The organism is Actinomycetospora chiangmaiensis DSM 45062 (genome assembly GCF_000379625.1).
GTDB lineage: Bacteria > Actinomycetota > Actinomycetes > Mycobacteriales > Pseudonocardiaceae > Actinomycetospora > Actinomycetospora chiangmaiensis.
Genome location: NZ_KB903243.1, coordinates 290461 through 312585, shown reverse-complemented (window position 1 = coordinate 312585; position 22125 = coordinate 290461). Strand labels below are relative to the sequence as shown.

General features: G+C 76.7%; 23 protein-coding genes. 14 read left to right on the top strand and 9 right to left on the bottom strand.

The annotated features are described in order from the left end of the window. Positions 1-141 precede the first annotated feature (141 nt). Positions 142-345 carry a hypothetical protein gene (locus A3CO_RS0120995; RefSeq protein ID WP_018334216.1) on the bottom strand — a complete coding sequence of 68 codons (204 nt, stop codon included), beginning with the start codon at positions 343-345 and terminating at the stop codon, positions 142-144. 312 nt (positions 346-657) lie between these two features. On the opposite strand from A3CO_RS0120995, the gene A3CO_RS0120990 reads away from it, so the two are divergent. Then, positions 658-1182, top strand: a complete 525-nt coding sequence (locus A3CO_RS0120990; RefSeq protein ID WP_018334215.1) for a hypothetical protein — start codon at positions 658-660, stop codon at positions 1180-1182. Between the two features lie 16 nt (positions 1183-1198). Here A3CO_RS0120990 and A3CO_RS0120985 read toward each other — a convergent pair whose 3' ends face one another. The 4 genes from A3CO_RS0120985 to A3CO_RS0120970 all read right to left on the bottom strand — a co-directional run bounded on the left by A3CO_RS0120985 (position 1199) and on the right by A3CO_RS0120970 (position 5985). After that, entirely contained in the window at positions 1199-3034 is a 1836-nt protein-coding gene (locus tag A3CO_RS0120985; RefSeq protein WP_026204829.1) for a hypothetical protein, read from the bottom strand. Positions 3035-3207: 173 nt separating this feature from the next. Continuing rightward, positions 3208-3360, bottom strand: a complete 153-nt coding sequence (locus tag A3CO_RS38325) for a hypothetical protein (RefSeq protein WP_018334214.1) — start codon at positions 3358-3360, stop codon at positions 3208-3210. A gap of 82 nt (positions 3361-3442) precedes the next feature. Next, positions 3443-5215 carry a LamG-like jellyroll fold domain-containing protein gene (locus A3CO_RS36160; RefSeq protein WP_018334213.1) on the bottom strand — a complete coding sequence of 591 codons (1773 nt, stop codon included), beginning with the start codon at positions 5213-5215 and terminating at the stop codon, positions 3443-3445. Positions 5216-5304: 89 nt separating this feature from the next. Next, the gene (locus A3CO_RS0120970) at positions 5305-5985 is read right to left on the bottom strand and encodes a hypothetical protein (RefSeq protein WP_018334212.1); all 681 of its coding nucleotides are present in this window, start codon (positions 5983-5985) and stop codon (positions 5305-5307) included. 369 nt (positions 5986-6354) lie between these two features. On the opposite strand from A3CO_RS0120970, the gene A3CO_RS0120965 reads away from it, so the two are divergent. Continuing rightward, complete coding sequence (locus tag A3CO_RS0120965; RefSeq protein ID WP_020508845.1) at positions 6355-9537, top strand: DUF11 domain-containing protein; 3183 nt, start codon at positions 6355-6357, stop codon at positions 9535-9537. Here A3CO_RS0120965 and A3CO_RS33540 read toward each other — a convergent pair whose 3' ends face one another. Then, a complete protein-coding gene (locus A3CO_RS33540; protein ID WP_018334211.1) occupies positions 9538-9840 on the bottom strand; it encodes a hypothetical protein in 303 nt (100 codons plus the stop codon). It lies immediately after the preceding gene. 200 nt (positions 9841-10040) lie between these two features. Between A3CO_RS33540 and A3CO_RS0120955 the strand changes: the two genes are divergently transcribed. After that, positions 10041-11126, top strand: coding sequence for a potassium channel family protein (locus tag A3CO_RS0120955; protein WP_018334210.1), 1086 nt, complete (start codon positions 10041-10043; stop codon positions 11124-11126). Here the strand turns inward: A3CO_RS0120955 and A3CO_RS33535 are convergent. Next, entirely contained in the window at positions 11095-11454 is a 360-nt protein-coding gene (locus A3CO_RS33535) for a hypothetical protein (protein ID WP_018334209.1), read from the bottom strand. The genes A3CO_RS0120955 and A3CO_RS33535 overlap by 32 nt on opposite strands. A gap of 130 nt (positions 11455-11584) precedes the next feature. After that, the gene (locus A3CO_RS38320) at positions 11585-11743 is read right to left on the bottom strand and encodes a hypothetical protein (protein WP_018334208.1); all 159 of its coding nucleotides are present in this window, start codon (positions 11741-11743) and stop codon (positions 11585-11587) included. Between the two features lie 222 nt (positions 11744-11965). Here A3CO_RS38320 and A3CO_RS0120940 point away from each other — a divergent pair, with 222 nt between their 5' ends. The 6 genes from A3CO_RS0120940 (at position 11966) to A3CO_RS0120915 (ending at position 17482) form a co-directional block, all read left to right on the top strand. Then, on the top strand, positions 11966-13036 hold the full coding sequence (locus A3CO_RS0120940; protein ID WP_018334207.1) for an LCP family protein: 1071 nt from the start codon (positions 11966-11968) through the stop codon (positions 13034-13036). 4 nt (positions 13037-13040) lie between these two features. After that, complete coding sequence (gene mftG / locus A3CO_RS0120935) at positions 13041-14510, top strand: mycofactocin dehydrogenase MftG (protein WP_018334206.1); 1470 nt, start codon at positions 13041-13043, stop codon at positions 14508-14510. Between the two features lie 197 nt (positions 14511-14707). Next, positions 14708-14932 (top strand): hypothetical protein, encoded by a 225-nt coding sequence (locus A3CO_RS0120930; RefSeq protein WP_157647744.1) that lies wholly within the window; start codon positions 14708-14710, stop codon positions 14930-14932. A gap of 43 nt (positions 14933-14975) precedes the next feature. After that, positions 14976-16259, top strand: a complete 1284-nt coding sequence (locus A3CO_RS38315) for a hypothetical protein (protein ID WP_018334204.1) — start codon at positions 14976-14978, stop codon at positions 16257-16259. A gap of 8 nt (positions 16260-16267) precedes the next feature. Continuing rightward, on the top strand, positions 16268-16675 hold the full coding sequence (locus tag A3CO_RS38310; protein WP_018334203.1) for an SRPBCC family protein: 408 nt from the start codon (positions 16268-16270) through the stop codon (positions 16673-16675). Between the two features lie 69 nt (positions 16676-16744). Further along, positions 16745-17482: a hypothetical protein gene (locus tag A3CO_RS0120915; RefSeq protein WP_157647742.1), complete on the top strand. Its 738-nt coding sequence runs from the start codon at positions 16745-16747 to the stop codon at positions 17480-17482. Positions 17483-17569: 87 nt separating this feature from the next. Here the strand turns inward: A3CO_RS0120915 and A3CO_RS0120910 are convergent, their stop codons facing one another. Next, entirely contained in the window at positions 17570-18028 is a 459-nt protein-coding gene (locus A3CO_RS0120910; RefSeq protein WP_018334201.1) for a universal stress protein, read from the bottom strand. Positions 18029-18207: 179 nt separating this feature from the next. Between A3CO_RS0120910 and atpF the strand changes: the two genes are divergently transcribed. From atpF to A3CO_RS0120885, 5 genes are all read left to right on the top strand, one after another. Next, positions 18208-18714, top strand: a complete 507-nt coding sequence (gene atpF, locus A3CO_RS0120905) for a F0F1 ATP synthase subunit B (RefSeq protein WP_018334200.1) — start codon at positions 18208-18210, stop codon at positions 18712-18714. A gap of 205 nt (positions 18715-18919) precedes the next feature. Further along, positions 18920-19516, top strand: a complete 597-nt coding sequence (locus tag A3CO_RS37620) for a hypothetical protein (protein WP_018334199.1) — start codon at positions 18920-18922, stop codon at positions 19514-19516. A 192-nt stretch (positions 19517-19708) separates the two neighbouring features. Continuing rightward, positions 19709-20233 carry a hypothetical protein gene (locus tag A3CO_RS0120895; protein WP_018334198.1) on the top strand — a complete coding sequence of 175 codons (525 nt, stop codon included), beginning with the start codon at positions 19709-19711 and terminating at the stop codon, positions 20231-20233. Positions 20234-20306: 73 nt separating this feature from the next. Then, complete coding sequence (locus A3CO_RS36155; protein WP_018334197.1) at positions 20307-21251, top strand: arsenate reductase/protein-tyrosine-phosphatase family protein; 945 nt, start codon at positions 20307-20309, stop codon at positions 21249-21251. Between the two features lie 151 nt (positions 21252-21402). Further along, positions 21403-21843 (top strand): hypothetical protein, encoded by a 441-nt coding sequence (locus A3CO_RS0120885; protein ID WP_157647740.1) that lies wholly within the window; start codon positions 21403-21405, stop codon positions 21841-21843. The last annotated feature ends 282 nt before the right edge of the window (positions 21844-22125 follow it).

Sequence of the window (22125 nt, the reverse complement as noted above, 5' to 3'; positions counted from 1 at the left end):
CGTGAGGCTCTTCCCTGACATCGCCCGCGACACGCTCGAGCTGGTTCCGCCGTTCGGTGTCACCTTCGGTCACGCTCGCCGCTCGCCCGGGGCGACCCGGGCGGGTGGCGGCGCGCGGACGGGTGACGGAGGGGTGAGCGGTCAGGCGTGGCGCGCGGGCGCGTCGAAGCCGGACTCGCGGTAGTCGTCCAGGCGCGGGAGCGGGATCGGCCCGGTCTCGTCCTTCCAGGCCGCCAGCGTGCGCTGGTCGGTGGTGCCGTGGACCGCGGCACTGACCAACGGCGCGGTGAGCCACGCGGCGACGGAGGAGCCGGCGGCGAGCAGGGCGTTGCTGGCGAAGGACATCGGGGGACTCCTCGGTGGGGGAGTGTCGGTCGTCCCGGGGCGCGCTGGGGCCGCGCCCGGTGTGGGAACAACATAAAGGTTCCCGAGAGGGCGTCACTAGTCCACCCGAGTGAGAGCGACGAGGGTTGCGGCGTGTCCGATCACGATCCGATCACGGACGAATCGGAAAGATCCCTCACCTCGGGGTGATGACGTGGGCCGGACGGGGGATCGCGGTCGCGATCTCGTAACGACGACGTCTCTTCGGACGACGCTTCCGTCACAGGGCGTGGCGGTATCGGGGCCCGCCGGTCGGCCGAGGGGGTTGGGGTCATGGGGATCATCGGGGTCGGTGTCGTCGCCGTCGTCGTGCTGGTCGGGTTCGCGGTCGTGCTGCGGGCCGGGGCGGGCGTCGAGCAGCTCGCGCCGCGGCTCTCGCCGGGGTACGCCCCCACGCTGCTCGCCCGGGCCGGGTTCCCGGCGACCGCGCACAACGTCGCGGTCCTGCACGACCACCTCGGGTCGGCCTTCCTGGACGCAGCCCGCACCACGCTGCCCGCCGACGCCTTCGCCGCGCTGCGCGCCCGGTGCCTCGGCGCCCGCCACGGGGTCCCGGTGGCGGGCGGCTCCGCGCGCTCCTGGCCGCAGCGGGTGCTCGACGAGATGGCCGCCGGCGGCGCGGACGTCACCGCCCTGCCCCGGCGCACCGAGGACACGATGCTCGCCACCGCCGGCACCGGGCAGGGACTCTTCGGCGGCTCGGTCTTCGCGCCGCTGCCCGCCCTCGCCGGTCAGCCCACCGTCGTGGGGGTCCCGGCGCCGCGGCAGGCGCCGACCGTCGTCGCGCCGGCCGCCTGACGGCCGGGGCGGGACCTCAGCGCGGGGACGACCGGCGCGGCACCGTGGGCCGGTCGACCGGACCGCCGTCCGCCGCGTCCCGGTCGGCCACGTCGTCGAGCTCCTCGACGTCGTCCCCGCCACGACGGGGCAGCGGCGTCCGACCGGGTCCGCCGCGTTGCGCGGGCAGGGGCTCGGGCACGAAGCGGGCGGGCGCTGGTCCGTCGTCGGCGGCGGCCGCGTCGTCCAGCTCGTGGAGTCCGCGCCCCGCGGCGAGGCCCGCGGGCTCGTCCGGGCCGACCAGGGCGAGGACCCGGTCGTAGCCCGTCCGGGCCGCGTCGGAGCGGCCGCTGTGCCGGTCGAGGTGGGCCAGGTCGAGCGTCGCCTCGGCCTCCCGCCCGGCGTCGCCGGCCGTCCGCGCCGCGGTGACGGCCGCGCGCAGGCAGCCCCGCTGCGCGTCGAAGCGTCCGGCGTCGCGCTCCAGGCCCGCGAGCAGGAGCCCGGCGTCCGAGGCGTCCCGGGCCGGGCCGTCGCGCACCACGAGTTCGAGGTGTCGACGTCGGTCGCCGGGGTCGGCGTCGCGGTCGAGACCCAACCAGAAGGCCGCGCGCGCCCGCAGCTCGCGGACCGACCCGTCGTCGGGGGTCGCGGTGAGCACGGCGGCGAACCAGCGGCGGGCCTCCGCGGCCCGCCCGGCCTGCAGGGAGGCGACCCCGAGCCGGTAGCACTGCGCCGGGGTGAGCCCGGTCGGGCCGTCCGGGGCGGGGGGCGGCCGGAGCAGGGCGGCGGCGAGGTCGTCGAAGCCCCGGACGGCGGCGAGGACGCCCACCGTGCGGCGGTCCGCCCGGTCCACGGGCGCGGCCAGCAGGTCGCCCACCACCTCGCGGAGGCGCTCCGGGGGCTCCCAGCCGTCGCGGCCGAGACGGTCGGCCGCGACCGTGAGCAGCGGGTCGGGCACGTGGTGCACCCCGTCGGGCAGCCGCAGCCGGCGCAGTGGCCGGGCCGGGCCGCCTCCCCGGCCGCCCGCCGTCGCCGCGACCAGGTCCTCCACCGCCCGCGTCAGGTCGTCCACCGCCGGCGGCTCGCCGGGCATCTCCCGGGCGTAGGCGAGGGCGAGGCGGGCGAGCAGCGGCGTCGGGAGGGCGTGGGCGACGCCGAGGCGGGTCCAGTCCACGGCCGCGCGCAGCACGGCGGCGCGGGCGGGCGCCACGGCGCGGCGCGAGGGGCGGGGCAGCCACGACGCGGCGTCGGCGCGGCCCAGCAGGAGGTCCCGGGCGGGTCCGAGGTCGACCGCTGCGCCGAGCGTGCGGGCGCCGGCCCGGTCGGACTCCGCGCGGCTGAGTTCCGCGCCGAGCCGGAGGAGCACCACGCCGGGGCCGGGGGTCGCCGGGGTGACGTCGGGGTGGAGCAGCGCGTCGTCCACCGTGGCGAGCACCCGCGCGCCCTCCGGGGGGCGGGCCGTGAGCAGGGCGGCGAGCAGGGCCGGACCGATCCCGTCGAGCCAGATCACCAGTCCGTCGTCGGGCCGCCGGCGCAGGGCGTCGACGAGCGCCGGGTCCGCGGGACCGGAGAGCGGGGCGGAGCCGCCGAGTCCGGCCGGGTCGGGACGCACGACGTGGTGGTCGCCGAGGAGCAGCCGCGCCGCGCGGGCGAGCGCGAGCGTGCCCCCGGACAGCCGCGGGGCGGCCACGACGACCACGGGGGCGTCCCCGCCGACGGCGGCCTCGATGCGGTGGTCGGCGTCGCGCTCGACGGGCCGGTCCGGGACCGGGGCGTGCACGCCGAGGGCGGCGAGGTCGAGGTCGCGCAGCCGCGGGAGGGATCCGTCGTCGGGACCCGCGCTCCACGCGCGCCACCGTCCCGTCGCGGTCATCGCAGCCGCCTCCGCCCCTGGTCCACCGGGCCGACACCCACACGGGTCGTCGACGAATCGGTGTTCTACCGGGCGGGATGGCGGCGGGGAAGCCCCGCGGCGGCGTGGCTGCGCGAGTTCCGCCGGTCGGTCGACATGGCCGATCTCACCGGGCCCGACCGACCGGGGCCGGGCTATCGCGCGCGGGGGAGACCCGTCGGGCGCTGCACCGGCACCAGGGCCGCGACGAGGTGCCGGACGCGCGCGGCGGCCTCGAGCCGCTGCTCGCCCGCGGTCTCCCGGACGACCTGCGTCGGGAGCCGGAAGGAATCGTGGTCACCAACCATGCCCGGCACGTCGTCCGCGGCGCCCGCAACGTTTCGCCGGACGCCGACGTCACCCGGACGCGCGGCGTGTCGTCGGGGCCGGTCAGACGCCGGCGACGTAGAGCTGCCGGACCTGCGCGGCGCTGAGCGCCACGGTGTACACCGCCGCGTACCCGAGGCTGCCGGTCCAGTAGCTGGTGGTCGGCGACGAGGTCCAGCCGCCGGTCGAGTCCCAGCCCACCCGCCAGAAGCCGGTGTTCGTGGTGCCGCCCTCGGCGCTGGTGATCGTGGCGTCCCCGGCGACCTGGGCGCCGTCGAGGTAGAGGGCCGCCCCCGCCGGGGAGAGGACGGCAACGGCGAGGTGCCATCGGCCGTCGTTGTACGCGGCCGGGCTGACGACGGTGCGGACGGTGTTGTTCGGGTAGACGCCGAAGACGATCTGCCCGCCGTCGGTCATGTAGACATGCCGGTCGTAGGTCGTCGAGGGGCCGGTCCGGAGGTTGCCCCAGCCGATGAGGCGACCGCCGGTGGTGGTGCTGGTCCGGAACCAGACCGCCTCCGAGAAGACGTTCCGGCTGGCGACGGCCGTGAGCGCCGTCGTGGCGACGTACGACGGCAGGGTGGCGGTGGGCGCGAGGGTCACCGCCCGGTTCGGGGTGTCGCGCGAACAGGGTGTGGTCGTGGACGTGAAGCCGTTCACGTAGGTGCCGGTGCGCGCGTTGCCCGACGCGTCGCGGGCGGTCGAGAGCGTCACGACGGCCGCGTCGTCCAGCGGCCAGACGAAGTACGTGTTCGGCGCGCCCGCGACGCCGGGGAACGCGCCGCCGCAGGTGAAGTAGGCCGCGCTCGCCGCCGTGTTCGTGCTGTTGGCGACCGTCGCGGTGTACCCGGCCTGGGTCGGGCGGGCGACGAGGGACAGGAGCAGGGCCGACACGAGCACGACCGCGGGCGCCGCCGCCATCACGCCGGGGCCCGGCCCGCGCCCCTCCGGACCCTCGCCGCCGTCCGGCGGGGCGTCGGGTAGAGGCCGGCGCACCGCGGCGACGAGGCCGTAGACCATCGGGAGCATCCAGAGCCCCATCATCGTCAGCCAGAGCCACCACGGCATGTGGACCCCGCTCGTCAGCGGCGCGCCCCGGGCCCCCGGGGGCGGGATCGTCGTCAGGGTCTGGATCTCGCCCGAGGCGAGGTCGACGAAGCCCCCCGTCATCGCCGTGACCCGGATCGGCAGCATCCCGGTGGAGATGACCGTGATGTGCGTGCCGGCCGCGTCCGCGGTGACGCTCCGCGTGATGGTGGCGACGAAGGGCTTGAGCACCAGGGTGGTGGTGACCAGCAGCAACGAGAAGCCGAGGACCCGCAGCGGGACCCGCCAGAAGCGCGTCGCCAGGAGCTTCGTGCCCCACCACACCACCGCCCCGCCGAGGGCGAGCAGCGGGGTCGCGCGCAGCAGCCACCCCACGCCGTGGGCCGCGAACACGACCTTCCCGACGACGGATCGCTGCGGGATCTTCCACGGGTCCTCGGCCCCGTTGATGTCGCCGCGGGCGATGTAGAGGGGACCGTCCGGCCCGGGCTCGATCCGGACGATGCGGTGCGTCTTGGTGTCCTGCGGCTGCGGGACCGGGGGCTGGTAGGTGATGACGTCGCCCAGCCGGTACGCCGCGGCCGGCTCGGTCAGCACCAACGTGCCGACGGGGGCGAACGTGCCCATCGACGGGGTCGCGACCACCTGGTAGCGACCCCCGTCGCGGTACCAGAGCGCGATCGTGATCATCGCCGCGAGGAGTGCGACCCCGGCGAGGGCCGTGAGGAGTGCGGACAGCCGGCGCCGCGTGCGCCGCCCGCGCCGTTCCTGAGCCTGGTCCACCGTCATGCTCCGGATCGGTGTCGGTGTCGGTCGGGATCTCGAGGGGTCGTCCGGTCCCGGGTCCCGCGGCCGGACGGCCGCGGGAGCCCGTGACGTCAGGACGAGAGCGTCCAGGTGATCGGCTGGGAGCCGGACAGCGCCTGGTAGGTGTTGCCGGCCGAGCTGTCCAGGTAGACGGTGAAGGTGAACGGCACGGTCGACCCGCTCGCGACGGCCGGGACCAGGGATGCCGGCAGGTTCACGGTGGTGTTCGCGAGCGTGGACGCGACGGTGTCGGCCTGCACGGTGGTGGCGCCGCTCGTCACCTTCACGTGGAGCTTCGAGCAGTAGTCGGTCGCCGACCCGTTGTTCGTCGTGCCGTTGTTGCTCTGGGTGCAGGCGCCGAAGGCCATCGTGAACGTCGTCGCCGCGGCGGTCCCGGTGTTCCGGAAGTTCACCGTGGTCACGGAGTTGTTGGTGGTCCCCGTGGCGTTCGACGGCACGAGCGTCGTGCTCCCGCCGTACTTGTTGAACGACGTGCACGTCGACGAGTTCGAGTTGATGCCGCCGGTGCTGTCGGTGCTGTTGCACACCGTGGTGCCCGAGGACCCGGACTCCTGCAGGACCACCGTGCCGGTGGCCGCGGTGTTCTGCGAGTTGGTGATGGTGGCGACGAACGCCGACAGCGTGTTGGTCATCGCCAGGGCCAGGACCACCGCGCCGATGAGACCGGCGGCGACGATGAGCTGGATGAAGCGACGCTGCCTCTTCGACTCGTTCGCGGAGTTGTCCGACACGTGTTGCCTCTCGGAGAGAACGGGACCTCGTCGTTCTGGGTGGTCCCGGGGTGGATGCGGCGGCGGGTCAAGGCAACGCGCCGTCGTGGTCGTTACTGCGATCGGTGTATTGCACCGGACCATTTAGCCCAATCCACTCCAATGGGCGATCCGGGACGGGCGTCCGCATCCGCGGCGACGAACGGTCGACACCCACGGGAGTCCGTCGGGTCGCGCCCGCGGACGAGCTGACGTATCGGCGGCGCGGCACTCCCGCAGCACGCGCGCGAGCGGAACTCACCCGGACGTGTCCCTCTCCTCCGGCCCGGGCGGGAGCCGATTGATCCGAGGGAGGACGACGATCGATCGTCGGTCGGGGAGAGGAGTCGCGTGCGCGGGTTGGGTGAGCGGTGGGGCCGGCAGGAACGGCCCGGCCGGTTCGGGTGGACCCGCCGTCCGGGTGCTCCGGCCCGTCCCGGGGGCGCCGTCGCGATCGCGGCGGTCGCGGCCCTGGTCGTGATCCCGGGGACGGCCCTCGCCCTCGCCGCGACATCGACCTCCTCCCCGGCGCCCGCGGCCACGCCCGCCCCGGGGGGTGCGGCCGACCTGACGGCGAGCGTGCGCTCGACCCCGACGGCACCGGGCGACGGCGCCCCGATCACCTACGTCGGGAAGGTCGCCTCGCAGGGGCCGGCCACCACCGGGCGCACGATGCTCGCGCTGACCCTCCCCGCGGGGGCGACGATCCTCACGGCGCGGGGCGACGACGGCGTGACCTGCGCGGACGAGCGCACCCGGCTCGCCTGCACCGGGCCGGGGCTGGCGCCAGGCGGGTCGTGGCAGGTCACGGTGATCGCGCGCGTCCCGGGTGGGGCGGGCGGCGGGAACACCCGGGCGACCGTCGACGTGTCCTCCGACCTCCCCGACCCCACCCCCGCCGACGACACGGCCGCCACGACCGACCAGGCGGAACGCTCCGCCGACCTCGTCGTCGCCGCGACCCCGCCCGCCGGGCCCGTCGTGGCCGGGACCCGGGTGACCGTCGGCGGCACCGTGACCAACCGCGGGCCGTCGCCGGCCGAGGACACCGTCGTCACCACGGTGCTCCCGCCCGGGGCGTCCTTCGTCTCCGGGACCGTCACCGGCGGCACCTGCCAGGCGGTCGGCGGGCAGGTCGACTGCGCCCTCGCCGCGCCGCTCGCGGTCGGTGCGAGCGCCCCCGTCGCCGTGGTGGCCGCGCTGGCGCCGTCGTTCGACGCCCCCGACCTCCTCGTCTCGTCCGCGGCCGTCACCCGCACCCCGGACCCGCGCCCGGCCGACGACGCCGCCGTCACCCGCACGCCGGTCACGGCGCAGGCCGCCCTCGACGTCGCCGGCGCGGTGGCTCCCGCGCTCGCCGCGGGCGCCCCGACGGCGTACTCCGTCGTCGTCACCAACCGCGGACCGTCCGACGCGCGCGACGTGGACCTGGACCCGGGCATCGTGGGGATGACGCCGGTCGACGTGGCCGCGAGCGCCGGGGAGTGCGGCGGCGGCGCGACCCGCCGGTGCGCGCTGGGCACGGTGCCGGCCGGCGCGAGCACCCGGGTCCGGGTGATGGCGACGGTGCCCGCCGACGCACCGACCGGGCGCCTGACCATGACCCCGAAGGTCACGAGCGCGACGCCCGGCGCGACCGGCACGGCCGCCGCGCCGCCGGTCCCCGCGGCCCCGGCGGTCCCGGCCACGACGACGGTCGCGCGCCAGGCCGACCTCGCGGTCTCGATCGCCACCGCGCGCAGCGGCGGCGGCCTGGGCCCGACGACGGCGGCCTACACCGCGACCGTCCGCAACGGGGGGCCGTCGGTCGGGTCCCCGGCCGTGCTGCAGGCGATCATCCCGGACGGCCTCACCATCGGGCCGGTCAGCGCCGGGTGCGTGGTCGTGGGGCGGCAGGTGAGCTGCCCGGTGCCGGCGCTCCCGGTCGGCGGGGCCTCCTCGGCCACCGTCGAGACCGGGATCGCGCCGGGCCTGCTCGTCACCCCGGAGCCGGTCCGGGCCCGCGTGGTGCCCGCGGCGGGGGCCGGCGGCGCGGCCGGGGCGACCGGTGACCCGCAGCCGGCCAACGACACCGCCGTCGCCGCGGTCGGCGACACCCGGGGTGCCGACCTCAGCGTGATCGCGGCCGCCGCCCCCGGGGCCGCCGGGGGCGCCGTGGTCGCGGGGACCCGCACCACCCACGTCCTCACCGTGAGCAACGCGGGACCGGCGGTCGCGCCCGGCGTGGTCGTGACGGACACCCCGGGTCCGGGCCTCGCGCCCGTCGACCTCCCCGCCGGCTGCACGGCCGTCCCGGGCGCGGTCTCCTGCCCGGTGGGCGACCTCGCGCCCGGCAGCGCGCGGGTCGTCACGCTCCCGCTCGCCGTGGCACCCGAGGCGCCGACGGGCACGGTCACCGGCACCGCGACCGCCCGGCCCGCCGCCCTCGTGGACCCGAGCGACTCGAACGCCACCGCGACCACCTCGACGCCGGTCCGCGCGGTCGCCGACCTGCGCACCGTGCTCGACCGCGTCGAGCCCGGTCCCGTCGCCGCCGGCGGGCCCCCCTCGACCTTCCGGGTCCGCACCACCAACGTGGGCCCCTCGGTGGCGCCGGCGGCGGTCGTCGACCTCGACGCCCTCCCGCGGGGACTCACCGTCGTCGGGGCGACGGTGGCGGGCGCGCCCTGCATGGTCACCGTCTCCCGCGCGGTCTGTCCGGTGGGCGACCTGCCCGTCGGGGTGACGGTGGAGGCGCTGGTGAGCGTCGCGGTGGCCGCGGATCTCCCCGTCGGGGCCGTCCCGGTCACCGCCGCGGCGTCGTCGATGGCGGTCGACCCGACTCCGGGCGCCGCGGCCGCCGAGCTCGCCGCCCCGGTGGCGGCCGCCACCGACCTGCAGGCCCGGGTCGAGGCCGACCCGCTCACGACGCCCTACGGCACCGTGGTGCCCGGGACCCGGGTGGCGCTGCGGACCTCCGCGGTGAACACCGGGCCGTCGCAGAGCGTCGGAGCCACGCTCACGACGACCCTGCCGGCCGGCTCGTCGGTGGTCTCGGTGCTGTCCAACCGCGGCCGCTGCGGCGCGACGGGGGCGCGGGTCGACTGCCCCGCGACCGACCTCGGGCCCGGCGGCACGGTCGCGGCGACGATCGTCGTGGACGTCCCGACGCGTGCGGCCGACGCCTTCGCGGTGCGCGCCGTCGCCGGGTCGCCGACCGCCGACCCGACGCCGGCCGACCGGGTGGCGACGCTGTCGCTGCCCGTGGGGGACCCGGTGGCGGTGGCCGGACCCGCGGGCGCGGGTGCGCCGGGCGGACCGGCGGCCTTCCTCGCCGGACCCGCCGCCTTCCTCGGCGCGCTGCTCACGGGCACGCCGGTCCCCGCGATCGTCGCGGCCGTCCTGGCGCTCCTGCTCGCCGTCCGGGGCCTGCTGCGGGCGGCCCGCGCCCGTCGTCGGGAAGCGGCGGCCGTGGCGCGGGCGGTCGACGCGGTGGACGCCGGCTCGGCACGGACCGAGCGGTTCGCGGCGGTCACGCCCTCCGACGGGCGCTGATCAGGCGGCGCCACGCGGGAGGTGCAGCCGCACGATGCGGATCGACACGTCGTACAGCCCCTCGGCGTCCAGCGAGGCGCGCAGGGACTCCGCGGCCACCGTGGCGTCCGGGCCGCCGTAGGGACCGTGCGCGTCGACCTCGCCGGTCTCCGGATCGACCATGAGGACGATGTAGCCGTCGCAGTCGTCGAGGGCGGCGAGCGCCTCGACCCAGTCCGGACCCTCGGCGGCGTCCTCCCCGGTGACCGGGCGGAGGGACCGCTCCAGGTCGGTGCAGGGGTGGCTCGCGAACCGGTCGCCCATGACTCACAGCTCCTCTCGTACTACGGCCAGTGACTGGATGGAGTGACCCCCCGGATCCCGGACGGGTGTCTTTCCTGGCCTCGTCACCAGGAGTGACCCGCTGGGGGTCGCTCTCTGACAGCAGACGGGTCCGATTCACTCGATCGTGGCAACGGACGGTCCGCGTCGGCGGCAGGAGTGATCATGGCTACGCTCGCGCCGTGGATCGGAGCGAGGGCGCCCGGACGGTGCGTCGGGGCGCGTCCGCCCGCGAGAGCGGCACGGCGGCGGTGGTCGTCATGCCCGATCGCGGCGTCGGCCCGCTCGTCGCGCTCGTGCGCCGGCTCGCGCTCGCGATCGGGGCGCTCGCGGCGGCGGCGCTCATCGTCTACGTGCAGCGCGACGGCTACGTCGACCACAACACCGACGGGCCGATCGGGCTGATCGACGCCTTCTACTACGCCACGGTCTCGCTCTCCACGACCGGCTACGGCGACATCGCCCCGGTCTCCGACTCGGCGCGCCTGTGGACGATCCTCGCCATCACGCCGCTGCGCGTCCTGTTCCTCATCGTCCTGGTCGGTACCACCGTGGAACTGCTCACCGAGCGCTCCCGCCAGGCGTTCCGCATCCGTCGTTGGAGGTCCCGCGTGCGCGATCACGTGGTCGTCGTCGGCTTCGGCACCAAGGGGAAGGCGGCGGTCGACACGCTGCTCGGCGACGACGCCCGGCCCGACCGCATCGTCGTCGTCGACACCGACCGGGGCCGGCTCGACGCCGCCTCCGCCATGGGGCTGGTGACCGTGCGCGGCGACGCGACGCAGTCGTCGGTCCTGCGCACCGCCGGGCTGCCGCACGCCGCCTCGCTCGTCGTCGCCACCAACCGCGACGACACCGCCGTGCTCGTCACCCTCACGGCCCGCGAGCTCGCGCCCCGCATCACGATCACCGCCGCCGTGCGCGAGACCGAGAACGTCCACCTGCTCCGGCAGTCCGGCGCCGACTCGGTGGTGGTGTCCGCGGAGACGGCCGGTCGACTGCTCGGCGTGGCGACGACGAACCCGAACGTCGTCGCGGTCGTCGAGGATCTGCTCACCCCGGACGCCGGGATGAGCCTCTCCGAGCGCGACGTCGAGCCGTCGGAGCTCGGCGGGTCGCCCCGTCACCTGCGCGACATCGTGCTCGGTGTGGTGCGCGGCAACGAGGTCCACCAGATCGACTCGCCGGAGGTCGACGCCCTCGAGCGCGGCGACCGCCTGCTGTTCGTGAAGCGCGTCAGTACGGCGAAGGCACCGAAGACCCTGTGAGGCAGTCGGGGCAGTCGGCCTGATCGGCCAGCAGCCCCGGCACCACCTGCTCGACCGGCGCGCCGCACCGGGCCCGCAGCCCGGTCGGGTCGCCCGCCTCCCCGAGGATCACGTCGACCACGTGGCGGCGGCGGTCGTCCTTCCCCACGCCGACGAAGGCGCGTTCCCGACGACGGGTGGGGTCGGCCGGGCGGCCGGGGGCCGTGGGGTCGGGGATGTCGTCCGGGAGCTCGTGCGGCGGCAGGTCGCCGGGGAACGGCGGTCGGGGCCGCCGGGTCGGCATGGGGTCCATGCCCGACGTGGGGCGGGACGGGTCGGGGACGGTCATGACGCCCTCCTCTCACCGCGTCCCACTGTCCCCGCGCGCGTCGGTGGGCGCCACCGGGTGCGAGCCGTGGCCCACCGCTGAGGTCGGACGTCAGTCGTGTGCCACCGCTGACATCGACGGGCGAGGGATCTCAGCGGCGCCGGGGGAGCGGCACCGGCGTGGCCTCGGGGGCGGGCGCGGTGTCGTCGGCGGGGAGGCGGCGCGTCTGCTCCGGGAGCGAGCGCAGGCCGTCGAGGACCCGGGTCAGCACGTCGACGTCAGGGGCCTCGGGGCGTTCGGGAGCGCTCACGCCGAGGAGGTTACGAGGTCCTCGCAGACCGGACGAACCGGCGGCGATCGACGGTCGACGGGGAGCGACGAGCGTGCACCGGGGAGTGATCGCCACGGAACGTGCGAGTGGCACTGGGCCGAACGGGCTACGCGGAGTAACGTCTGCCGCCGGGCGCCCGACAGCGTTCACACGACCCGGTGACGCCGGGCCGCTCGGGGGGACGAGGACACGAGGGATGACATGAGCGTCGACGCACTGCTCCGTACCGGGGAACCGGAGCCGCCGGAGACGCCGGGTGCGCGGCGCCGCCGTGGCCTGCGGGCCCTGGTCTACGTCCTCGTCGGGGTGCTCGTCCTCGTGCTGCTGGCCGCCGCCGGGATCGTGCTCGTGACGAACCGCCTCGGCGACCAGGTCGGCCGGTACCCGTCGGTCTTCGCCAACATCGACCCGTCGTCGCGACCCGGTGGGAAGGCGGGCCAGACGTTCCTGCTCGTCGGCACCGACTCCCGCTCGCCCGACCCCACCACCGGGCGCGACGCCACCGCGCCCGACTTCGTCTTCGGCGCCCAGCGCAGCGACGTCATCATGCTCGCGACGGTCGCCGACGACGGCCGCAGCGCGAGCGTCGTGTCCATCCCGCGCGACTCGTGGGTCGACGTCCCGGGCTACGGGAAGAACAAGATCAACGCCGCGTACTCCTTCGGCGGCCCGTCGCTGCTCATCACCACCGTCGAGCAGCTCACGCGGGTCCGCGTCGACCACTTCGCGGTCATCGACTTCGCCGGGTTCCAGCAGATGACCGACGCCGCGGGCGGCATCGACGTCAACGTCGGCCAGACCACCGACTTCGGTGGCATCACGGTGCCCGCCGGGCCGCAGCACCTCGACGGGGCCCAGGCGCTCGCGTACGTCCGGCAGCGCAAGGAGCTCCCGGGCGGCGACTTCGACCGGGTGCGCCGCCAGCAGAACGCCCTGCGTGCCCTCATCTCGCAGTCGCTCTCGGCGGGCACGCTCTCCAGCCCGACCCGCGCCTACCAGCTCGTCGACTCCGTGACCCGGCACGTCGGCGTGGACGACTCGCTGTCGAACACCGGGCTCGCCGAGCTCGTGTTCGGGCTGCGCGACCTGCGCCCGGCGAACATCGAGTTCCTCACCGTGCCCACCACCGGCACCGGCATGGAGGGCCCGCAGTCGGTCGTCTACCTCGACCGGCAGGCCGGCGACGACCTCTGGTTCGCGGTGAACAACGACCAGGTGACGCAGTGGGCGGCCGCACGACCGAGCGCGCGGCTCTCCCAGACCCCACGATGAGAGCGTGGCCTGGGACATACTGATCGTGGGGGGTGGCTCGGCCGGCTGCGCGCTGGCCGGGCGGCTCTCCGAGGACCCCCGACGGCGGGTCCTGCTGCTCGAGGCCGGTCCCGCCTTCCCCGACGCCGCGTCGTTCCCGCCCGAGGTCCGCGACGTCGCCTCCCTCGGCGGCGCGGCGGACGACCACGCCCTGAACTGGGCCTTCCCCACCGAGCTCGCCGCGGGGCGGCGCGCGACGACGGCGCGGGGCCGCCTCCTGGGCGGGTCGTCGGCCATCAACGGCGCCAACCACGTCCGGGCCACCCGGGCGGACGTCGACGGCTGGTACGGCTGGCGCTGGGCCGACGCCCTCGCCGCCTACGTGCGGGGCGAGGACGACCACGACTTCGACGGCCCCGCCCACGGCCACGACGGGCCCGTCCCGGTCGAGCGGCCCGCCGACGAGCTGCTCGCCGGGCTGACGCAGCGCGTGGTGCGCGGCGCCGCGTCGCTCGGGGTGCCCGCGGAGCCGGACAAGAACGCCGGGGGAGCGCCCGGCGTCGGGCTCGTCCCGGCCAACGCGGTGCACGGCGTGCGGGTCAACGCGGCGATGGCCTACGTGCTCCCGGCGCTGGACCGGGAGAACCTCACGGTGCGCGGGGACACCCCGGTCGCGCGGGTGCTCGTGGAGCGCGGGCGGGCGGTCGGCGTCGTCACCGCCGCCGGGGAGCGCGTCGAGGCCGCGGAGACCGTGCTCGCCGCGGGGGCGGTCAAGTCACCGCAGCTGCTCGCGCTCTCCGGCATCGGGCGGGCCGACGAGCTGCGCGCGGCGGGCGTCGAGGTCCTCGTGGACCGGCCCGGCGTCGGGCACGGCTGGAGCGACCACCCGTCGGTGTTCCTCGGCTTCCCCCACGACGAGTCGCTGCACCCCGAGGCCGTGTCCACCCAGGCCCTGGTGCACCTCGACGCGGGTGCGCTCGACCCCGCCCTCCCCGCGGACCCGGCGGGCGACCTCGAGGTGCTGCTGTTCTGCCGGCCGTTCTCCCCGGGCGGTCCGCGCCACCTCATGTGCGCGCTGCAGCAGCCGGAGAGCCGGGGGTCGTCCGTCCTCGTCGACGCCGACCCCTCCCGGTCCCCCCGCCTCGAGCACCACTACCTGGCCTCGGCGCTCGACCGCGCCCGGATGCGGGCGGTGGTCCGCTTCGCCGACGACCTGCTCGCCGCGAGCGGGCTCGCGACCCGACGGCCCCGGTCCGACGCCGAGCTGGACGCCTGGATCGCGGGCTCGCTCACCACGTCCTCGCACCTGTGCGGGAGCGCCGCCCTCGGCGCGCCCGACGACCCGGCCGCCGTCGTCGACCCGGAGTTCCGCGTGCACGGCGTCGAGGGGCTGCGGGTCGTCGACGCGTCGGTGGTGCCGGTCGTCCCGCGGCGCGGTCCGGCGGCGACGGCGCTGATGCTCGGGGAGCGCGCCGCGGCGCTCATGCGACCCTGAGGGAAGGGTGTCCCGCGCCGTTCCGTCCGTCCGGTTCCCCTCGGAGGTCGCCGTTCGGTGACGTCCGGATCACGTCACGGTTGCGACACGATGGGGTGGTTCACGGCGCCGACCCGCTGTGGCGGGCGGAGAATGTCCGTCGGCCGTGCTGCGGGGAGCGGGCCTGGCCAGGTCGGACGCGTGAGAGGCAGGCCGAGATGGGGCTGTGGGGTCGTAGGGACGGTTCGACGGGGAAGGTCCCCCGCCTGTCCCGTGCCGAGCGCAAGGAGCTCCGGGTCCGCGCCCGCGAGGACGCCGAGTTGGCGGCCCGCATCCAGCGCGCCCAGCGGCGCCTGGCCCAGGCCACCGGCCCGCTCCCGGTCATCGAGCCCCGCCCGTCGCTGGATCAGGCCGCCCGCCGGTCGGAGATCGTCGAGGGCTGACCCTCCTCGTCCGGGCACCCGCGGCGGCTGCCACGCTGGTCGCGTGCGCCGAGTCGGGGTCCTGCTCGTCGGGGTGCTGACGACGCTCCTGGCGGCCTGCTCGGGCGGCGCGCCAGCCGCGCCGCCACCCGCCTTCGACCCGCCGACGGCGTTCGGCCCCTCGTCGGGCACCCTCCTGCGGGGCACGTCCAGCAGCCTCACCGGCTCCTACGGCGCGCGCCCCGAGCTGCCCGTCGCGCTCGACGGCACCACGGTCTGGTTCGCGGACTCCGGCGGGTTGTCGCGCGCCGACTCCACCGGCGCCACCGTCGCCGTGCCGCTGCCGCCGGACCGCTGGGTGGACGGCGCCCCGCGCCCCGTGCCGTCGGCCGGCCTCGTCGTGGCCGGCGCGGCCACGACGGTGCCCGGGTCCGGGACCACCCCGCCCGGCCTCGCCCTCGAGCTGCTCGCCGTCCCCCGCAGCCAGGCGGGCGGACCCAACCCGACGCTCGCGTGGACGGTCGGGGCCCCGCTGCCGTGGAGCGAGGCGCCGCGGTCGGTGCGGACCGCCGTCGTCGGGGTCGCCGCGGCCGGGGACGGCCGGCGCGTCGCGGTGGTCACGGCGTCGACCGGGACCCACCGGAGCAGCGTCGCGGTCGACCTCGACGCCCGCCGCGTGCTGTGGGTGGCCGACGGGGTGCTCGCCGGTGCCGTGCTCGACGGGCGCGCCCCCGACGGGACGCCGGTCGCGGGCACGACGCCGGTCGGGGCGCCCGTCGTCGTGGGAGCGGCGGTGCCCCCGGGCGGCGGCACGGGCTACTCGCCGTCGTCGGTGGTCGGTCTCGACGTGCTGACCGGGGCCCGCCGCTGGTCCTCCGACGACGGATCCACCGCCCTGTCCGTGCACCGGGCCGGGCCGTCGACGGTCACCGTCGCGGGACGCCGCGCGACCTCGGCGCGGGCGTTCCTCACCGTCTACGACGCCGAGGGCGGCAGCCGCAACGCCGTCGACCTCGGCACGGCCACCGCGCCGCCGGAGTGCACATGGGACGAGGCGGCGACCGCGGTGTGCTCCGGGTCGAACCGGACCTTCGCCCTCGACGCGCCCACCGGGGCGGTGCTGTGGTCGCTGCCGGCGGCCGGCCGCGTCGCCCCCGCCGTCACCACCGCGTGGCACGGCGCGGTGTACGGGACGACGGTGAACGGCCCGGTGGTGGTCGACGCCCGTACCGGACGGGACCGGAACCCGGCACCCGGCGCGGCACCCGTCGTCGTGGACGCCTATCTCGGGGTGGGGACCGGATCGGGGCTGCTGGGCGGAGTGGTGGTGACCCCGGCCACCGGGTAGCCGCGGGGATGGCCGACTACGAGCACACCGCCCACCTCGAGACCGACCCGGAGACCGCGTTCGCCTACCTCGCCGACGTGACCCACCTCCCGGAGTACTTCTCGGGGCTGGAGTCGGCCCGCGCGACGGAGGGCGACTCGGTCCACGTCGTCGCCGTCGTGGAGGGCGAGCGCTACGAGGGGGAGGCCTGGATGCACAGCGACCCCGGCTCCCGGGCGCTGCGCTGGGGCGCCGACCGCCCGAGCGGCTACCACGGTGAGCTGTTCGTGCGCTCCGTCGGCGACACCGCGTCGTCGGTCACCGTCACGCTCCACACCGAGAAGGCCGACGGGCCGGGCATCGACGCCGGGCTCGCGGACACCCTGGCGCAGCTGAAGAAGAACCTGGACGGGCGGACCACCGATCCGGTCGCGTGACCGATCCACATGAGCAGCGTCACTCTGGCACACTGGGGTGATCCTGCTCACGTCAAGGGTCCGGTGATCATGCGCAACCCCCTCGCCGTCCTCGCACCCCGCCGCTTCGGCTCGGGCGCGTCGGACGACTCCCTCCCGCGGATCCCCGCGCCCCGGCGCGTCCCCGGGCCGGACGTCCTCGCCGGGGTCGAGTTCCTGCAGCACGGATGTGGCGCCGAGGGGGAGGACCACGCCCCCGAGGTGTCGGTGCGCGGTATCGACCCGCGCAACGACCGCGGCCCCGCCGTCGCCTCGGTGCACCTGACCGCCCGCCCCGGCGCCCCCTGCCCGGACACCGTGGAGGAGCTGCTCGCGGTCGCCGCGCCGGGCGACTTCCGGCTGCGCCGGCTCACCTTCGACGTGCGGCACCTCGACGAGGTCCTGGGCGCCCGGGGAGGCCGGACCCTGCTCGAGCAGCTCGTCGCCGCCCCGGCGGACCGCGTGACCAACGCGGTGTTCCGGGCCGCGGTCGACGCGGACCCGGCGGGCGACCTGGACTGCGACGTCCGCGTCGTCGGGGAGGGGGACTCGGTCGCGGGCCGCTGCCGGACCGACCTCGGCCGGGCCCGCCTCAGCATCACCCCGCTGCTCACCGGGTCGGAGCGCCTCGCCCGGCGGCTCGCCGAGGCCCGGGCCAGGCCGCGCGACCGCGCCGTCCGGCGCTGCCTCGAGCACGCGCTGGCCTGCGAACTCACGTCGGTGCCGCTCGCACGGCTGGTCGGCGTGCACCCCGACGCCCCGGCCTGCGCGGTGCCGCTCACCCGGTGAGCGGCCCGCGGGCCGTCGGACCGTGCGGACGACTCGGACGGCGTGGACGACCCGGACCGTGTGGACGGCTCGGACCGTGTGGACGGCTCAGACGGTATGGACGATGAGGACGTCGGTGCGGGACTTGCGGGACACGGCCTGCGGCACCGACCCGAGGAAGCGGCCGGCGAAGCTCGCGAGCCCCTTGTTGCCGACCACGACGAGGTCGGCCTTGTAGAGCTCGGACTTCTCGACGATGGCGTCGGTCGGGTCGCCCTGCACCGCGACGGTGTCGACGTTGGTCGCCCCGGCCCCGATGGCCTCGTCCCGCGCGCTGCGCAGCGTCTCCTCGGCGGGGCTCGCGCCGATGATCTTGTAGGCCTCGTCGCCGAGGGCGCGCTCCGCCTCGGCCTGGCTGCGGTTCGACGACGCGTCGCGGGTCTCGTAGGCGCAGATGATCATCAGACGGGCGCCGGAGTCGGCGGCCACCTCGGCCGCGCGGACGACGGCCTTCCGCGCGGACGACGAGCCGTCCGTCCCGACGGTCACGACCTTGTAGTCACCCATGTGCGCCCAGCCTCTCCTGGTCAGCGCGGTGGTCCAGGGGCGTCACCCTAGTGACCGGCGAATCCGGGTGATCGCGACACCCCGGGGTCGCCACCCGCTCGTGGATCCGACAGACTGTCATCACCCGGACCGGCGTGTTCCGCCGTCCGGACGACGACGGAAGACGGCAGAGGGGTCCCATGGTCCTGGCGAGCGGCAGCTACTTCGTGCTCACTGCCATCCCCCACGAGATCGTCGTGGGCCTCGTGGTGTTCGCGATCCTGTACTTCGTGCTCAGCAAGGCGCTGCTGCCGAGGCTCGACGCGGTGTACTCGGAGCGGCACGACCGCATCGACGGCACCTTCGAGCGCGCCGAGCAGGCCCGCGCCGAGGCCCGCCGCGCCGACCAGGAGTACCGCACCCGCATCGGCCAGGCCCGCGAGGAGGCCGCCCGCATCCGCGACGCCGCCCGCGAGGAGGGGCGTCGCCACTCCGAGGAGGTCCTCGCCGAGGCCCGCGACGAGGCCGCGCAGCTCGTCGCGGAAGGCCGCGGCGAGCTCGACGAGGAGCGTTCGCGGCTCCGCACGGACCTGCAGCCCGACATCGCGCGGCTCTCGCGGGAGCTCGCGGGCCGCATCCTCGGCCGTCGGGTCGGCGAGGACGAGTACCGCGACACCGTGGACTCCTACCTGGCGCAGCGCGCCTGAGCGTCGCCCCACCGGGCACCGTCGGCCACCGGCCGGCGGTGCCCGGTGTCGTTTCCGGGCACGGTTGCGCCTCCGATGTCCGAACCTGATCACGGCACGGTCTCGAACCGGCCTCCGACAGCGCGAAAAGGTCGTGATCCGGTAACGGTCGGCACCCCGCGCAGCGATCCCCGGGCAGAACAGTTCGGGGAGAGGGTGGACACGGATGTCGGGTCGTGACTGGGCGCGCCGCGTGCTCCTGGCGACGGTCGTGCTCGTGCTGGCGGGTCTCGGGTTCGCGGGCGTGGCGAGCGCGCAGGACGCGCCGCCGACGCCGCAGCCCTACGGCGGGCAGCTCGGGAAGATGGACCCGGGCGACCAGGTCACCTCAGAGCAGGTCCTCGAGGTCGGCATGCTGACCCTCGGGACCGTGAACGGCCTCGCCTTCGTGATCGCGATGGTGGCGAGCCGGCTCCGCGGTCCGACGACGGCGCAGACCCGCCGCGCGCTCATCAACCGCACCGGCGCGGGCACCGTCTCGGAGTCGCGCCGCGCCCGCCGGGCCCGGGCCGCCGCGCGCACCCGGGCCGCCGCACCCGCCGTGGTGCCGGGTCACGGACCCGTGCCGATGCCGCCGCACGCGCCGGCCGGCGCCGTGCCGCCGCAGGGCGGACCCGTCGGACCCGTCGGACGCGGGGCGCACGCGGCGTCCGAGGGCCTCGTGCCCGCGGCCCGCGGCGCCGCCTCGCCGCCGCGACCGGCCGCGCCGCGACCGGCGCCGGCGTCGCCGCCCGCCGGGGTCCGCAGCCCCGTCCGGCGCTGATCCCGGGGGCCGCACCGCCTTCTCTCCGGTCGACACTGCTCCAGGTGGGCGAGGCTGTTGCTCTGCCTCGTCGCTGGCGACGCCACGTCGGGCGATTACTCTCGGTCGGACCGGTAGGCCGGGCGCGGCGTCGCGCCCGCCCGGTCGGGCGCGGCCCGTCCGTGCCCACCACCCCGTCGAGAAGGAGCGTCGTTGACCGGCACCGTGGTCACCCGCCGGCCCGACACCGAGGCATCCGGGGTCGGCCTCGTCGCGTGCGTCCGGGAGGCCCGCGCCCGCCTGGAACCGCCGACCGTCGCCATCCCGGCGCCGCGCAGCGCCGCGGGTGTCGTGGCGCCGCCGACGATGGCCACGGCGGAGGACGCCCCGTCCGAGGAACTGCTCGCCGAGGTCGACGGTCTCACCGAGGCGCTCGACGCCGTCGAGGCCGCCGGGGACGACGATCCGATCCACCGGGTGCTCTGCCGGATCGCCGAGCTCGTCGCGGGCGGAGTCCCGGACGCCGGGTGGTCCGCGACCGAGGAGATCGACGTCGCCGTGCTCCGCGGCACCTCGGACGCCGCCCGCGGCCTCCAGGAGCGCGCGGCGACGCTGCTCGCCCGGCTCGACGCCGAGGAGCGGCCCGGTCCCGCCGCGGCCCTCGCCCCGCTCACGACGACGCTGCAGGTGGTCGTCGTGGTCGCCGAGCTCGAGCTCTTCCAGCGCGCCCGGCGATGACCCGGGCGGCAGGTGCGGCGTGACCCCGCGCGGTGGACTCGCGTTCGGGTCAGCGGCCTGGGACGATCGCCGCATGAGTGCGGGCACGGACGGGTCGCCGGAGGTCTTCCGGATGCTGTTCGTGTGCACCGGCAACATCTGCCGGTCGCCGTTCGCGCAGTTCCACACCCGCTTCCTGCTGGGCGCCCGGCTCGGGCCGTGGGCGCGGGCGTTCGCGGTGCACAGCGCCGGGACCTCCGCGGTGCGGGGGCACGGCATGCACGACGACTCCCGCGCGCAGCTCACCACGCGGCGCGACCACCCGGACGTCGCCGCCTTCGCGGCCCGCCAGCTGCCCGACCGTGACGTCCTGCTCGCCGACCTCGTGCTGACCATGACCCGCGAGCACCGGTCGACGGTGCTCGGCGACGTCCCGAAGGCCCTCCCGACGACGTTCACGCTGCGGGAGTTCGCGCGGCTGCTGCGGGCGGCCGACCCGGCCGACGTCGCCGCGCTGCCGCGCCACCCGGTCCGTCGCGCGCACGCCCTCGTCGCGCTCGCCCGCGGGGCCCGGGGCACCGTCCCCGCCGTCTCGGCGGACGAGGACGCGGTGCCGGACCCGGTGTCGGGCGGCCCCGAGGCGCACGAGGCCGCGACCCGGGCCATCGACGAGTCGCTCCGGGTGTTCCTCGACCTGCTCGTGCCGCCGCCCCCGCCGCGGCCGCTCCCGCCCCGTCCGTTCCCCCCGGGGGCGGCCCATCCCGGTGCCGTCCCCGGTCCTCCCCGGCCCGGGGCCCCCAGGCCCGGTGCCCCCGGCCCCGGTGCTCCCGGCCCCGGTGGCCCGCGGCCCGGCGCTCAGGGACCCGGTGCTCCCGGCCCCGGTGCCGTGGGGCCGGGCGCTGCTCCCGGTGCCCCGGCCGGCCCGGCGCCGCGCCAGACGCCCGTCGCGCCGCCCGCCCCGGCCCAGCGGGCACCGCAGGAGGCCGGGACCCCGGCCCGTCGCAGCACCGCCGACGAGCTGGTGCCCGAACGCTCCTGAGTGGCCCGCGCTACGCCGATCGAGTGAGTGTGTCGGTGTCGGCGGTCGTCCCGGCCACAGGGTGCAACGTCCGGCGCCCTCGCGGCGATGACCGGGACGCCCCGCAGGACCGCGCAGTCGTCGCGGCCGGGCCGACCAGGGAGTGGCGCCGATGGACGGGTGGAGCGCGGGAGGACAGCTCCCGGCGTGGCGCGGACTGCCGGCCCTCGCGCTCGCGGCAGTCGCCGACGCGCGCTGCGCCTCGCGCGACCGGTCGGCGACCGACCCGGCCCGACCCGACCCCGTCGCCGTGGCGCAGCTCGTCCGGGGCCTCGAGGTCCTGGCGGTGGCGTGCGGCGGGGACGCGTCGATCCCCTCGACCGACCCGCACCGGGTCCTCGCCACCGTCGCCGACCTCACGGCCGAGCTCGCGGACGCCGCGCGGCACGTGGCCTGGACGGCCGGGTTCTGCGGTCAGGAACAGGCGGCGGAGGTCGCCGACGCGATCATGACGACGGCGTGGGCGCTGCGGGTCCTCGCCGAACTCGGCCTCCACGTCGTCCCGGCGCCCGACGGCGGGGAACCCGCGCCTCCTCGGGATCCCGCGCCCTGACGAGCAGGGCCCGCCACACGGCGGCCGCCTCGAGGTCGCCACGCGTGACGGGCAGCCCGGAGGCGTCGGCGACCGCGTCCACGAACGCGGCCCCCGGCTCCACCGCCCCCGGCGGCCGCACGACGTGGACCCGTAGGCACTCGCCGCCGACGGTGACCCGGATGCCGCCGCGGCCGCGCCACGGCAGCCCGACCTCGAGTTCCGGAGTGTCCAGGGCCTCGTCGAAGACCACGCCCCGGCTCGACAGGAAGCTCAGCCGGCCGTGCGCGAGGCGGAGGATCC